This window comes from Butyrivibrio sp. LC3010, from assembly GCF_000424385.1.
GTDB lineage: Bacteria > Bacillota > Clostridia > Lachnospirales > Lachnospiraceae > Butyrivibrio.
Window position 1 is genome coordinate 1 of the sequence record NZ_AUJU01000012.1, and the last position, 15,437, is coordinate 15,437.

Annotated in this window: 15 protein-coding genes and 1 pseudogene; 11 read left to right on the top strand and 5 right to left on the bottom strand. The window is 32.0% G+C overall.

Features of this window, described 5'->3' with window-relative positions; translation table 11 throughout:
* Positions 1-225, top strand: a pseudogene (locus tag G622_RS26315) (IS630 family transposase); the annotation flags it as partial.
* 534 nt (positions 226-759) lie between these two features.
* Here the strand turns inward: G622_RS26315 and G622_RS0110155 are convergent.
* From G622_RS0110155 to G622_RS0110165, 3 genes are all read right to left on the bottom strand, one after another.
* Complete coding sequence (locus G622_RS0110155) at positions 760-1,626, bottom strand: methylenetetrahydrofolate reductase (RefSeq protein WP_026510631.1); 867 nt, start codon at positions 1,624-1,626, stop codon at positions 760-762.
* A 254-nt stretch (positions 1,627-1,880) separates the two neighbouring features.
* Positions 1,881-2,243: a response regulator gene (locus G622_RS0110160; protein ID WP_022761203.1), complete on the bottom strand. Its 363-nt coding sequence runs from the start codon at positions 2,241-2,243 to the stop codon at positions 1,881-1,883.
* 252 nt (positions 2,244-2,495) lie between these two features.
* Entirely contained in the window at positions 2,496-2,843 is a 348-nt protein-coding gene (locus G622_RS0110165) for a hydrogenase maturation nickel metallochaperone HypA/HybF (RefSeq protein ID WP_026510632.1), read from the bottom strand.
* 2,153 nt (positions 2,844-4,996) lie between these two features.
* Between G622_RS0110165 and G622_RS0110175 the strand changes: the two genes are divergently transcribed.
* From G622_RS0110175 to G622_RS0110185, 3 genes are all read left to right on the top strand, one after another.
* Entirely contained in the window at positions 4,997-5,785 is a 789-nt protein-coding gene (locus G622_RS0110175; protein WP_026510633.1) for a ParA family protein, read from the top strand.
* Positions 5,782-6,552: a hypothetical protein gene (locus G622_RS0110180; RefSeq protein ID WP_026510634.1), complete on the top strand. Its 771-nt coding sequence runs from the start codon at positions 5,782-5,784 to the stop codon at positions 6,550-6,552. Before G622_RS0110175 ends, G622_RS0110180 begins: the two co-directional genes overlap by 4 nt.
* Before the next feature lie 919 nt (positions 6,553-7,471).
* Entirely contained in the window at positions 7,472-8,707 is a 1,236-nt protein-coding gene (locus tag G622_RS0110185; protein ID WP_026510635.1) for a replication initiation protein, read from the top strand.
* A gap of 28 nt (positions 8,708-8,735) precedes the next feature.
* On the opposite strand, the gene G622_RS22485 is transcribed toward G622_RS0110185, so the two are convergent.
* The gene (locus tag G622_RS22485; RefSeq protein ID WP_196814200.1) at positions 8,736-9,008 is read right to left on the bottom strand and encodes a hypothetical protein; all 273 of its coding nucleotides are present in this window, start codon (positions 9,006-9,008) and stop codon (positions 8,736-8,738) included.
* 279 nt (positions 9,009-9,287) lie between these two features.
* On the opposite strand from G622_RS22485, the gene G622_RS0110195 reads away from it, so the two are divergent.
* The 3 genes from G622_RS0110195 (at position 9,288) to G622_RS0110205 (ending at position 11,662) form a co-directional block, all read left to right on the top strand.
* The gene (locus G622_RS0110195) at positions 9,288-9,941 is read left to right on the top strand and encodes a GDSL-type esterase/lipase family protein (RefSeq protein ID WP_026510636.1); all 654 of its coding nucleotides are present in this window, start codon (positions 9,288-9,290) and stop codon (positions 9,939-9,941) included.
* 182 nt (positions 9,942-10,123) lie between these two features.
* A complete protein-coding gene (locus tag G622_RS0110200; RefSeq protein ID WP_026510637.1) occupies positions 10,124-10,681 on the top strand; it encodes a GNAT family N-acetyltransferase in 558 nt (185 codons plus the stop codon).
* A gap of 3 nt (positions 10,682-10,684) precedes the next feature.
* Entirely contained in the window at positions 10,685-11,662 is a 978-nt protein-coding gene (locus tag G622_RS0110205) for a tRNA dihydrouridine synthase (RefSeq protein ID WP_026510638.1), read from the top strand.
* Positions 11,663-11,718: 56 nt separating this feature from the next.
* On the opposite strand, the gene G622_RS25715 is transcribed toward G622_RS0110205, so the two are convergent.
* The gene (locus G622_RS25715; RefSeq protein ID WP_155831455.1) at positions 11,719-11,877 is read right to left on the bottom strand and encodes a hypothetical protein; all 159 of its coding nucleotides are present in this window, start codon (positions 11,875-11,877) and stop codon (positions 11,719-11,721) included.
* A 190-nt stretch (positions 11,878-12,067) separates the two neighbouring features.
* Between G622_RS25715 and G622_RS0110215 the strand changes: the two genes are divergently transcribed.
* From G622_RS0110215 to G622_RS0110230, 4 genes are all read left to right on the top strand, one after another.
* Entirely contained in the window at positions 12,068-12,346 is a 279-nt protein-coding gene (locus tag G622_RS0110215; RefSeq protein WP_026510639.1) for an HU family DNA-binding protein, read from the top strand.
* A gap of 155 nt (positions 12,347-12,501) precedes the next feature.
* Positions 12,502-12,996 (top strand): hypothetical protein, encoded by a 495-nt coding sequence (locus tag G622_RS0110220; RefSeq protein ID WP_026510640.1) that lies wholly within the window; start codon positions 12,502-12,504, stop codon positions 12,994-12,996.
* Between the two features lie 3 nt (positions 12,997-12,999).
* Positions 13,000-14,436: an MATE family efflux transporter gene (locus tag G622_RS0110225; protein ID WP_049945789.1), complete on the top strand. Its 1,437-nt coding sequence runs from the start codon at positions 13,000-13,002 to the stop codon at positions 14,434-14,436.
* 305 nt (positions 14,437-14,741) lie between these two features.
* Positions 14,742-15,428: a hypothetical protein gene (locus tag G622_RS0110230; protein ID WP_026510642.1), complete on the top strand. Its 687-nt coding sequence runs from the start codon at positions 14,742-14,744 to the stop codon at positions 15,426-15,428.
* Positions 15,429-15,437 lie beyond the last annotated feature (9 nt).

Here is a 15,437-nt window from a genome sequence, read left to right on the forward strand (position 1 = left end):
ATACACTATACTCCCAAGCATGGAAGTTGGCTTGATATTGCCGAAATAGAACTCAATGTTATGACAAGGCAGTGCCTATCACGACGGATATCAAATATTGATTTGCTTATAAAAGAACTCAGCACTTGGGAAGATGAGCGTAATTCAAATAAAGCAACTGTAGATTGGCAATTCAAAACATCTGATGCAAGAATCAAACTCAAATCGCTGTACCCTGTCCTTTAAGGCAGGGAGCGACTTTGATTAATTGTCAACATGTCAGTACACTAGTGTTTTGTCTGGATGACTTTTGATTTAATTACGAAGTATCATTCTCAATAGGCTAGGAATCTGAATGAGTCGTAGCGGTGGCTACGGCGATTGAAGATGACGATGCATATTGAGAATTAGACAAGTAATTAAACAAATTGTCATCCAGACAAGACACTAGCCTTTCGCAAAGCGAAAGGCTAGTTATATAGAATCTCTAATTTAAATTTGAGAAATTGAATAATTATTTAAGCATTAATTAATATAAAAAATAAAGCGCATAAATAATCAGATATATCACATTAAAACCTGGAATCAAGCATATTCTGATATTTAAATATAGCGTATGTTATCTATAATTAAGATTAATTATCACAATCTTCATTCAAATATTATATATACACTTAACTATTGTATATTAATCTGGTATTACGGCTGTTAAAAATCATCATAACAACTGTTATATATAGGTATTAGTGCCGCTTGTGTCCTTCAAATTAAATGCTATGATTACCTAACTGCATTTATCATAGTTTCTGCAAGATCTGGTTTATTCATAATGTAAAAATGAAGCCCGTCTACACCTTCCTGCTTTAATTCCAGAGCCTGTCTTATTGCGTAATCTATACCATATTTCTTCATTTCTTCCGGTTTGTCCCCATATTTCGCAATAATCTCTGATAATTCTTCAGGCACAGTTGTGCCTGATAATGTAACTGTCGTGCCCAATTGTTTTGCGCTGGTAATTGGCATTATTCCTGCTGAAATTGGCACTGTAACCCCAATTTTTGATAGTTTTTCTCTTAATCGTCTAAAATAGTCATTATCAAAAAATAATTGTGAAATGAGCACCTCACAGCCATTCTCTACTTTTATTTTTGTATTACGTACATCATCTTCTTCAGAAATTGCTTCAGGATGTTTATGCGGATAACATGCTCCAAGAAGAGTAAAATCCATACCTTTATCCTTTATGAATTTCGCCATATCACTCGCATGAATAAAATCTCTGGAATTAAATTCATCATCGGTCATTATCTTAGGTCTGTCTCCCCTAAGTACTAGTATATTATCTATTCCAATTGCTTTGAACTTATCAAGACCTTCTTCCAGCTTTTCCTTGGTAAATCCTACGCTTGTAATATGAGATACAACTTCCAGCCCAGCCTTGTTTTTTGCATAATCTGCTATTTCTACGGCTTTTCCTGCATTTGATCCCCCTGCACCATAAGTTACACTGACAAAATCAAGATTAAGACTTGCTAAACTATCTAATTTTGAATAAATATTTACAAATTCGTCTTCCTTTTTAGGTGGATATATTTCACAAGACAATACTTGTTTTCCTTCATTGTATAGCTTTCTTACACTTCCCATTTTGCTCTCCTCCTTTTTTCATTTCATGTATTATAACACATGAAAACTGCCAGGGGGCAGCCTGGCAGTTTTCTATATGGTTATCAAGCTTGCGATCCATCCATTGATCACTGCAACGTGCCCAAAAAAGGGCATAAAAAACCTGTTTCCATGTCGTTTCCCTTCCATGGAAACAGGTTGCTTTCCGTTGCTAATAAATATATCGGTGCATCTGTAAAAAAAATTAGTGCAAATTTATTGATTTATTTTATTATTTATCCAATTGCTTTTTTTACTGCCTCTAATACACGATCTGCCTGGAAAGGTTTAACAATAAAGTCTTTTGCGCCTGCCTGTATAGATTCAATAACCATCGCCTGCTGACCCATGGCTGAGCACATAATGCAACAAGCATTTGGATCTGCAGCCTTTATACCCTTTAGAGCACCAATACCATCAAGCTCCGGCATGGTAATATCAAGAGTTACAAGATCAGGCTTAAGTTCGTTATACTTGTCGATTGCTATCTTACCATTTTCGGCCTCGCCGGCAATCTCATATCCACCCTTTGTCAGAATGTCTTTCAACATCATGCGCATAAAAGCGGCATCATCTGTAATAAGTACTCTCTTAGCCATTATGAACCTCCATATTTTCTATTCCGGACTTCATTTGCGCTCCGGTATATCTCTCGAATTCATATACTATTTTATCATAAAATCCATAAAAAAAACCCTAAATCGTCGCTCAAACAATTAAAAAATGATAAAATTTCGTACCGTTTCGAAATAATTTCTAAAATAATAATATACTCGTACATCATTATAATAATGTATAATAATATTATGCCATCATTATCTATATACATAAGTACATCATATCATCAAAATCTATTCTTCTATTTCAATGCTTTTGATCTGTATGCCTTTACCACTTACCAGATTACCACTCCTATTATTACATTTGGGGCATCTGTACTTGAACTCTTTTTCAGGATGGTATATATTTCCACATTCTTCGCATTTGATTTTCACTTCGATTTCATTTGTAACCAATACTGTATCATTCAGTTCTGTGCCAGCAACAACTTCCGGATAATATTTATGAAGATAATAAGGTATTACTCCACTCATTTCTCCAACGTCAACTTCTATCTTTTTAACCTTCTTAATGCTTCTATTTTTCGTCTCGTCAAGAACTGTATTTACAATATCTATAATATAACTTAATTCATGCAAATTAAATAATTCTCCCCTTACTGTATATACAATATCTCTTATTGTATATTGACTATTTTAGTCATTTTACTAAACTATTTTTAGTTTAATTTTAATAATGATAGCAATTGTAACCCTATATTCTTACAATTATTCTGTATATCATAATGTATATCAATAGTTATTCTTTACTATTGACTATTACAGTCATTATTTATATATTTTATTATTTTTGAATTTCATAAGTTAAATTATTTTACTAAATGCAACATGTTTTTAATGCATAACATATGTTATACTTTAATTATTGCTTACATTGTTTCTTTTGATTGTCAATTTCCCATACATATATAAATATACAGAATATTCAGTATATTTATTTTGCCACTATTTTTCCAACGATTAGCTCATTTATTTTTCCAGATCCTGGCCAAGTTGTCAGGATTTTCTCTAGGATTTTTTTATATTTTCTATCTATAAAAATATGTCCAATATTACATTTATAATCTAACTTATATATATACAATCTACTTCATCCTCAATTTTCTCGTTTTAGTGAGTAAAATTTTTTATTCCAGATAGTATATTCATTCTGTATAAATTCATATGCTTTGTGTTTCTATTTTTATTATTATCCAGGAAAAAATCCTGGATTTTTTCCTGGCATCTATTCAATTGATTTTATTCATCTTTCGTTGCTAAATTGCCCATTTATTTCACGATAAAATCCTGGATTTTTTTCAGGATTTTTTTCAGGATTTTTTCCGTTATTGTGTGCAAAAACTACATCATACTAATTTAGTATATTTATGTATATATATAAATATATTATATCATCATTATTATATATTATCAATAAATTTTGTTCATTTCACATAATTAAATTAATTCATATTGATATATAAATCATAATTCATTTTGATATTAAGTTATATAAATAATAATATAACTCAATTATAAATTCTAATTTTATATTATCATTTTTATATCATATCATAATTATAACTTTATATCATACTCTTATATTATATTTATATTTTAGTAATATGTCATCATATATTTATTGTATTCTAATATATTTTCATCTATATACTATTCTACTCATTTATATAAATATATATATACTATAATACATTTATATTATGATGTATTTATATTTTTATCATACATAATGATGTTATGATGTACTTATATTATTATATTATGAAATTTATATATCATGAAATCATTGTACTTATATATAAATAAATCTATATACATTTGTAATGATATATATGCTGAAATCTATTTTTATAAAGTTATATTTGTATACTTATACATCATGATGTTAATATATTATGAAGTTCTAATCTCGTAATACAATGTTCTAGCCGGATCATTTTCTCAGGTTTTCGAATGTTCAATTATACTATTTTGATGTCATTATGTTTTTATATCACATCATCATGTTTATATATATAACTCAATATATAGAGTATATTTTTATTTACTTTCTATATATTGTATATATCATGTTGTTTTGATGTCATTTAAATATGTTTTTATACAATAGCAAAATTATAAATTCTATTTCCAGTTATTATTATAAATACATATATCATTATATATTCAATTAGTGTTATATTTTGCGTTTTATAGATTTACATCAGTACATCATTATGTAATTCTATCATTTTTCGCTATCCTGGCACCTGTGTATTTTCATATAACTATATTCTTATGTATATACATCATGATGTATTGCTATATATCATGACATCATATCTTCATTACTTCACAGTCTCATATTTTTGATGTTACATTGATGTATTTATATGTATATGTGCTTATATATTTATATCTATTATTATAATTATCTTTTTATATATTTATATTATTATAATTATATATTAGTAATTTGATATTATATTATTATGTTATCTTTATATTTTTATTATATGATATATATTGATTTATATATTTTATAATCTATGTATTTTTTTAGTTTATTATATTTATATATATGTACTTTTAAATATGTGTATCATTTCATAATGAATATTTATTATATTTTGATATATATATTTCTATCCATCTATATCAATTAATACATATATCAATGTACTTTAATCTTTACACATCTAGTCATCAATGATATATTAATATAGTATTGTTGCTTTATAAGGGAGGAAAAAATGAAAACTATATCATTTTGTAACCAAAAGGGTGGTGTAGCAAAAACCACATCAACATATGCATTAGCGTCAGGACTTGCGAAAAAAGGTTATAAAGTACTTATGATAGATTCAGATCCACAGGAAAATCTAAGCCAGGCTGCAGGAATTGACTTATACAATATACCTGCGGCAACCTTATCTGATGTCTTTAGAACAGAAAAAGGTGAATCCGGTGCAGATATAAATGATACTTTAATTCCTATTAGTAAAAATTTGGATCTTATAATTGGGGGAATTGAGTTTACTTCTGCTGATCTAGACTATTCTGGTGTTACTTCAAGAGAATTTATGCTGAAAAGAGCATTAGCGAAGCTAAATAAGGAATATGACTTCTGTATTATCGATTGCAGCCCTACATTGGCTTTAATTACACAGAATGTGCTGGCTATAACAGACAAAATCGTTGTTCCGATGACACCAGAAGCATTTGCTACTAATGGTGCTAATATGCTGTTTTCATGGATCTCAGTAATGTCAGAACGATTAAATAATCCAAATCTTGATGTTGCAGGTATTTTGGTCACAAATTGTAGAAATACAAATAATGCAAGTATTTGGCTCGAAGGTATCGAAATGCTTGCAAAAGAGTATGAAATTAAAGTATATGACACAAAAATACATCAAAATGTAGCTGTGGAAGAATCTCAGACATTAAATCAATCTCTTTTTGAATATGCTCCTACAGCAAGAGCAACAAAAGACTATGCAGCATTTGTTAAGGAATTTTTGAAGGGAGAGTCTAAATGAGAAAGAATTTACAAAATGCAATGGCAAAGAATTTCCAGAAAATGGTAAATGAACAGCCTACACAAGACACTTCAGAAAAGAATTCTACTATTAATGATGAAAAAAAAGTTGAGAAAAAGCAGAAGATTCAGGAAGAAATTGCAGAAGTAGAAGAAGAAATTAGTAATGAGGTTTCTGTAGCTGAAGAAGAAGCCGAATCAAAAGACAATAAACCAGTTCCTTCTGAACCGGAAGAACCTGTACAGGTATCGACTCAACAAGTTGCAGCTCAACCTGTTCAACCTGTTAATCAGGTTCCAACTCAAAACGTTTCTCAGCCTATAATGCAACAACCGGTACAACCAGCTCAACCAATTATTCCAGAGCCTGTACCGCAGATTCAGTATTACCAGCCACCTATTCAATCACAGCCATTACCAACACAGCAACCTCTACCTTTATATAATACAGAGCAAATGGTATCGCCTGTTATGTATCAAAATTATGCGGCTCAGCCCATAAATAGATCTGTACAAGAAGTTCAGACTACTAAGTCTGTTAATACTAAATCCGGAAGCAAGAAATCTATACCATTGGTTCCTGACGAAAAAAGTAGTGGAGTACTTCATATAAGATTAGGTGAGTTAAGATCTTATGTTGATTTTATGACACAATCAACAAAAATGTCTTATCAGCAGTATATTAGTAATCTTATAGAACAAGACTTTGAAAAAAATAAAGATTTATATCTTAAATATAAGTCTTTTATGGAACAATTAAATATGTAAAACAACATTGTTGTTAACAATAAATTAATTAACAACAAATTTCTTATTAATTAGAAGTCCTGAAAAGCTGATAAATAAGCGGTTTTCAGGACTTTTTATTATAGATATAGGGTATAACTGTAGTATATAAAGGGTTAATGAATCAATTAATATAGGATAAAGCTGATAGAATAAAGGTTCTTAAAATTGCGTTAAAATGTTGAAAATATGTATAAGGTGGTAGTTAATAGGAATATTTCCCGGATTTTATTAGTAGTTTTTAGGTAAGTATGTAAGAAAAAGGGTTTTATAAGGTAGTTTTTTGGGATTTTTTTCTGGTAGTTATAAGGGATATATAAAATCTGATAAAAAAAGTGTGTTTATTAGTAGATTTTGGGGTTATAAAATGTATTTCAAGTAGAAAAAAGGGAGATGAATGACTTACTTAGTAGAAAAAAGGTATATTGATCATCAAACATAGTAGAAAAAAGGGACATAAATATCAAATCAATGTACTCCGCGAACAAAAAGGCATTTTTAAGCTATTATCCATTGACTGAAAATGAATTAATTATGAGTTACATAGTAGTTTTTAGGGATTATAAATGGTTACTTAGTAGAAAAAAGGAACATATAATCAATTATTTAGTAGAAAAAAGGTATGTTTTATACATAGTTAGTAGTAAATAGGTAGATAAATTATAAAATACTGGTTCGGTCAATAAAACGATTGACTAAATAAGTCAATACAAAATTGTAATTACGTATTACTTTTAATTGATATAACGATACTTAGTTGTTTTGGGGGATATTTTGTATGTAATTAGGGAAAAGATGAATAAAATTGAGTATATATATTTACAGTAGATTAAAATAGCCTTATAATTAGATAGTATTAAAAAGGTATGAAAAGAGACCAATTGGGTTTAAGGAGGTTGTTTTGGGGAGAAAATCCAAAAAGCAGATAGAAGAAGAAACAACTGCTATCGAAAGTTTTTTATCAAATCAGCATTATAAAAAGGCTAATACATTGATAAATTCTAAAGGAAGATCCACTCTACTTGTTCAAAAATTATTTGCTGTAAGTATAGCAAAAGCTGAACTTAATCATGATGATAACACTTTAGAAGCAAATATATATGGAACAGATCTTAAGAAAATCTTTGGAGTTAAAGGCGGGTCTTTTTATGAACATATTAAGGCTGCTATAGAGCCGGCAAAATCAAAGCCGTCTATTCTGGACTGGCGCATTATTTATTCCAATGATGATACTAAAGAAATTGAAGCAATTAATGTTATAACTGATGCTTCCTTTAAAAATGGAGTATTGAATGTCAGATATAATAGTAAGATTACTCCGTTTTTAGCAAATTTGCAGAATAATTATACCGTGCTTAGTTTAGCTGAAGCTGTTCAACTAAATAGTGTGTATTCATTCAGACTTTATGAAATATTAAAAGCAGAGATGGATAAACAAAGAGCAATTACTAAGAAAGAGGGACCGTACTATATACAATATCACCTTACGGATCTTAAATTACGCTTAGGAATTATAGATTCTCAGGCTGATCCGGCAATAATAAGTGCATTGAAAAAGGGTAATCCCGATTATGATGCAATAGAAAGACAGGCTGATAAACTGGATGGTGCCGGAAAACTAAAAACTTTCGGTAATTTTAAAAAGTTCGCATTAGATAAAGCACAGAAGGAACTTAATGAAACAACGAGTATCTGGTTTGATTATGAGCCGGTGAAAGCAGGACGTGGTGGAAGAGTAGTAAGTATAAGGTTTAAAATAGATGTTAATCCAAGAGTTAAGAGTAACAATAACATCTGTAATCAATACACACCGAAAGAAAAAGAGGTAAGTCCTGTAGAAGAGCTTGAATATATGGATCAGGTTCAGGACATTATTGATGAAAAAGTTAAAGTATCAGAGATAAGATCGATTCTTAAAGCAGCTGATTATGATATAGAAAGAATTAAAAATGCTTATGAAGTTTACACATCTCAAAGTAGTCATGTGGATAATTTTGTAGGCTGGATGATATCCGCCATTAAGAATAACTATACTAAGCCTTCAGGATCATTTTCAAAGGCTGTTGAAGGAGAATATGTTCAGAGTAGTTTTTCATATAATGATATGGAGTCTGTATTGCTGGATAATTTTAAATAAAAAACGAGCTCATCTGAGCTCGTTTTTTTCAACCTGCAACTAAGTTATATTCCTGATAACCATCAATCAAATCTGTTATTTTGTTTGAGTCTCCAATAACAGATACATATAAAGGCTTAAGTAAGTTAAGCGAAAGAAGTCCAATAATGGATTTTCCGTCGATGTAGCTATGACCGCTACGTACATCGACCTGGCAGGACGATTTTGAATTCATCTGCACAAACTTAATGATCTGATTTTCGTTTTCGAGACTGATTTTGATATCTTTTGTCATAGTTTTTATCGCGTGCTTATCACGCATCCCCCTATAAATATTTGTATTTGTAAAAAAATACAGTCATAACGATAGCATAATTAAATTTTATTTTCAATATCTATATGTAGTATGCAATGAAAAAATAAATACAATATATCGATACATGACCATACATTATTGCGTCAAAATGTGTGTAAATTGCGAATAATTGCGAAAAAAACGGTTAATTCCATAAAAAAACTATTAAATCACAGATTATTCACACTTCTTATGATATATTGAATATGTAAAAAGAGAAACTTAAGAAAGGGCCAGGTGACGCTAATGAAAAAGGTTTTATTTTATGGTGATTCCAATACCTACGGGTTTGATCCTCGTGGAATGATGGGTGGTCGCTTTCCGGAATCAGAGAGGTGGACAGACATACTGGCAAGTAAAATGTATGGTGAGTGGCGGATTTTTTCAGATGGTATGAATGGAAGAGTGATACCGGACAATCCATATTCATTACTTTCTTTAGATAAATCTGTACTGGAGTATAGTCCTTTAGATTTATTTGCAGTAATGCTCGGAACCAATGATCTTATAAATATGTCGGTTCCTGACGCTGAAGCTGTTTCATCAAAAATGAGAGATTTTATAGAAAGACAACTGAATAGAACAGAATTTATAGACAATAGAACCGGATTTTTACTAATATCTCCTCCAAGAATTCTTCCACATATGGATGAAAATTTGGAAGAAGCAGAAGCTCAGAGAAAGAGATTTTCATCTGAACTGGATATAATTGCGCAGGAATTTGGTATTTTTTTTGCTGATGCAAGTGAGTGGGACCTTGATATGTCTTTTGATGGAGTACATCTTTCAGCTCAAGGTCATCAGGAATTTGCAGCGAAGATGGCAGATATATTACAGGGAATTGATCTCACTGCTGAAAGGCAGGAAGTTGATGACTATGTATGTGTTCATTTAGCTTGAGAGTTGTATTGTTATAATATAATTTAACTACTGAAAAATCCACGAAGTTATCGACTTTGTGGATTTTTTATTGCATAATATATAGAGAGTGGTATTGTATTATTTGACCATATTAGTCAACTTAACGATTACTAAATATCACATGATATGGTTAATTTAGTAGTTTTGGGGGATGTAAATAGATGAAAATTGGTGAGAGGAAAGTGACAATTAAGGGAGGAAAAGAGCTTAAACTGCGAACTCCTGGCAAAGAGGATGCTGAAAAGGTGCTTTCTTTCAGGAGAGAGGTTGCCGGAGAAACTATTTTTCTTACCAGATACCCTTATGAAATAGAGAATTCTATCGAAAAAGAACGAGAGATAATAGGCAATTATTCCAGAGCAGAGCATTTGGGGATGCTGGGGATATTTGACGATGATAATATAGTTGCGATAACATCAGTAAGTCCGATCGGGTTGACATTTAAGACAAGACATAGGGCTTCTGCTGAACTCGTAGTCAGGAAAAATTATTGGAACCTTGGTCTTGGATCTTTTCTTTTGGATATGGCTATCGAGATGGCAGGAAATTGTGGATATGAGAGACTTGAACTTAGTGTTTTCGCAGATAATTCACGTGCAATCAGATTATATAAAAAGAAGGGATTTATAGAATGTGGTCAGATTCCGCAAGCTTTTAAAATGATGGATGGCAAGTATCACGATGAGATACTGATGTCAAAGAATTTATGGAGACATTAAAACATGAGAACAACATTTGCACCGATGGAGGGGATAACAATTTATTGCTATAGGAATGCCCATCATAAGATTTTTGGTGAAGGTATTGATTATTATTACACTCCATTTTTATCGGTTTATAAGCATCACGCTATTAAAAAGCGTGATATGCGTGAAATTCTTAAGGAAAATAATCTGGAAAAAGGTGTTAAGATTATACCCCAGATAATGACGAATAAGGCAGATGAGATAATATGGGCACTCAGGGAGCTTAAATCTCTTGGATATGATGAGATTAATCTCAATATGGGGTGTCCTGTAGGAACGGTTGTCAGCAAAGACAAAGGATCAGGTATGCTAAGGGAACCGGATAGGTTATACGAGATATTCTCTGAAGTGTTTGAGGATGAGATCACAGAGCAGGTGAAATTTACAGTAAAAACTCGATTAGGATTAACTGATCCGTATGAATTTGAGAATATATTGCCGGTTTTAAATAAGTTTCCATTTGATGAAGTTATAATACATCCAAGGGTGAGAACTCAAATGTATAAGGGGACGCCTGATATGGAAGTATTTCGATGGGCGTATGAAAACAGCAAAAATCCGGTTGGATATAATGGAAATATTTTTACAGGAGACGATTATAAAAAAATTGTGGAAGAATTTCCTGATTTAGAAGAGATAATGATTGGCAGAGGACTGGTTTCAAATCCGGCATTGGCCAGGGAGATATTGACAGGAAAAGAAATAACCATAGAAGAAATTAAGGAATTTATGGATGAGCTTCAGGTGAGATATAAGGATGAGATTTTTTCTGATGATTCAATCATGCATAAAATGAAAGAAATATGGTTTTATGTAGGGAATCTTTTGGAAAAAAAGGATGGAACAGAAGCAGATACTTACATTCACAAAATCAGAACATCAAAAAATGTATCAGAGTATAGAAATGCTGTCAGAACAGTCTATAAGGAGTGTAGAATTAAAAATTCACTATAAGAAAAAATACATCAAAACATCATGACATCATGATGTTTTGATGTTTATAATACGCACTATTCAAGCCCCTGATCTTTCATAAGCATTTCATGGATGGCTTTTGCTAAAACTTCATCCGGAGCGGCTCTGAGTTTTTTTTGTTTAACTGTTTCTTCAGATTTATTAGGGATGTCAGGCAAGGATTCCTGTTTTTGATCTTTTGTTTTTGCAGCCATATCACTACTCCAATAAAAAATTGAATCTAAAATGATTACGGTTACCTCTAATAAAATAATATCACTAATGAGATAAATAATACAGACTATAGATTTTTTTATGCGAAAAAACGTATAAATGCGTTGCTTTAACTGATAGGTAGTGGTAGAATTGCTTTAGTTTCTAAAAAATCAAAAGGGGGAATTAAAAATGAATAAAACAGAACTTGTAGAAGCAATTGCAAAGGAAACAGGCCTTTCTAAGAAGGATTCAGAGAAAGCGGTTAAAGCATTTATCGATGTTGTTTCAAAAACACTTAAGAAGAAAGATAAGGTTCAGCTTGTTGGTTTTGGTACATTTGAGACATCAAAGAGAGCAGCAAGAACCGGTAAGAATCCTCAGACAGGTGACACAATCAAGATTCCTGCTTCTATTGCTCCGAAATTTAAGCCAGGTAAGGCTTTAAAGGATCTTGTTAACAAGAAATAATTAAAGATATATTCTTTATCCCCCGGAGTACAGATGTATTCCGGGGGTTTTTATTTAGAGAATCATTTGGGCAGGTTCTTAAAGAGTTATTCTGAGCCATGCAAGTCCACTTAGTTAGTGGAGTTTGTTAAACATATATTTTACGAGGATTTATTATGAAAAAAATATTTCAATCTTTTATCATTACATTTGTTGTTGTATTAGCCATAGGTGGTATTTTCCTTTATAGTAAGGATACATTGTTTGGTAGCGACGGCTCAGAAAAGGCTATTAATTCTAGTGAGAATGGAGCCAAAAGTGGAGTAACAGGTGCTATTCAGGATGCAAAAAAGGAAGTATTAAAAAGTGTTGCAAAAACCATTGTTGATAAGGCAGTTGATCAGTATGCAGGCAACGCCAGCTCAGAAGTTAAGGAGATACTTGACTCTGTATCTGAAGAGGACAAGGATAGAGTTACAGATATAATGATTGATAATATTTCTATTGAAGATATTCCGGATGTGGAATCCTATATATCAAACAAGGATGTAAACGGATTAAAAGATTATGCTAAAGAGAAGCTTACGGAAGAAGATTATTCTGAGCTTACAGGAATATTAGAGAAGTATTCTGAGGATGCTCTTAAAAAGATAGATGGAGTTTCAAAATAATATATGAGTAAAGCTGAAGTGACAATATCGGAAGCGATAAAAGTTAAGCTTCCACTTAGAGAATGCCTGATTGGAGAGCCACATTTTTACAAAAAAGTGGCTCTTGTTGTTATACCAATGATTATTCAGAACACATTATCTAATGTGGTCGGATTACTGGATAACGTTATGGTGGGCCAGGTTGGCACACTTGCTATGTCCGCTGTAGCTATAGTTAATCAGCTGATGTTTGTTTATATGCTTTGTGTATGGGGAGCATTAGCCGGTGCAGGCATATTTGGAACGCAGTATTTTGGTAAGCGGGATTTTGAAGGTGTAAGGTTTACCATGCGGTTTAAGATGATTGTAGCTTTGGTTATAACATTTTTAGCTATGATGATCTTTTTAGTTGCAGGGGAAGGACTTATAAATCTCTACATTGCGAAGGATACACCCTTGGTGGATGCTGAACAGACATTAAAACTAGCCAGGGAGTATCTGCTTATTATGCTTATCGGAATAATTCCGTTTGGAATTACACAGGTATATGCAGGAACGATCAGAGAATCAGGAAAAACAACATTACCAATGATAGCCAGTATGTCAGCAATGGTTATCAATTTTATATTTAATTTGCTTCTTATCTTTGGATATTTGGGCTTTCCTAAGCTTGGTGTAATCGGAGCTGCAATAGCGACTGTTATTTCTAGATTTGTTGAGTGCGCTATAGTTTGTATAAAGGGTCATATTAATCATGTGGATTATTCCTTTTTAGAAGGCTTATATAGTAATTTTCATGTACCGGTAAGCCTTGTATGGCCGATAATGACAAAATCACTCCCACTTCTTGCTAATGAGTTTTTATGGAGTCTTGCACAAGCAACTTTGCTTCAAAGCTATTCTATAAGAGGTATAGAAGTAATTGCGGCTATGAATATAGCTAATACCATTGCACAGATATTTAATGAAGTTTTCCTGTCTCTTGGTAACTCATCTTCAATTATTGTTGGTCAGGAGCTGGGGGCAGAACACTATTTAGATGCCAGAAAATATGCGTGGAGAATGGCTAGTTTAAGTGTTGCAAGTTGTATTATCATGGGAACATTACTTAATTTGGTAGCACCTGTTATTCCTCAGGTATATAATACTGAACCTGAGATAAAAGCTTTGGCAACTGAATTTATCAGAGTTGTAGCTTTAGTAATGCCGTTAAATGCATTTGCTAATGTTTCGTATTTCATATTGCGTTCCGGTGGTAAAACCATGATTACCTTTTTATTTGATAGCTGTTTTTCATGGCTTGTTAGTGTTACTGCGGCAAGAATTCTTGCAGGATATACCACGATGCCGGTACAAACAGTTTATTTGTGCGTATGTTCTCTTGAATTTATTAAGTGTACGATAGGCTTTATTTTGGTAAATAAAGGTGTCTGGGTAAAGAATATCGTAAAGAAAGCATGAGTAGGTATAGAGTATAAAATTTCTCAGAAATTCTGAACTCTATATAATATTGAATTTCTCAGCAATTTTGAATCCAATACTAATATCGATTTCCTTAGAAATTCGATATTAGTATTGGACCAGGTTCTTGTGAAGTGAAGGCGTGTCCTGCCAGAGGCAGGATGCTTGAACGTATTTTTATCTTTGCGCTCAAGAAGTCATAAGTAATAAAACTTTTATGAATTCACGTATAAACAAATCCGGTTTTCTGTGTTACGATTTTTATGCACGGCGATAGTCGATTGTATCAATTATGGGAGAGCAATATGGATACAGAAGCACCAACTTGGATACTCACGGACAAGATTTTTTCAGAAGATCATATGTTTACCAGAATCCTTGGATATGCTATTGAAGAAAATCTGACAGAAACATATCAGGCACTGTATTATGCTAGAGAAAAACATTCCGGACAAACAAGAAAGAAAAGTCCATTTACCCAGGAGCATATTCCGTATATAATCCACCCATTAATGATGGCATGTCATGCGCATGCCATGGGAATAAAAGATGATAGGGTTCTTGCAACAATACTGCTGCATGATGTTTGTGAGGATTGTAATGTAAAACCTGAGGATTTGCCGTTTTCTGACGCAGTAAAAACAGCTGTTATGTTACTTACAAAGCCTGTAGGATGTGCAAAATCGAAGGATAAAGTCAGGCTATACTACAAAGGTATAGCTTCTAACAGTATTGCATCAATCGTGAAAGCACTGGATAGGTGTAATAATGTTAGTCTCATGGCCCTGGCTTTTTCAACTGAAAAGATGATAGAGTATGTCGAAGAAACCCAGGAATATGTATACCCTATACTTGAGAAATTGAAATATGAGTATTCGGAATATAATGACGCATCGTTTTTAATAAAATATCAGCTAAGAAGCACGATGGAGACTATTAAAGCGTTTATTTTAAAGGCAAATAATAAACAACAGTCTCCATCAGGTTCGTGAATAACCTGA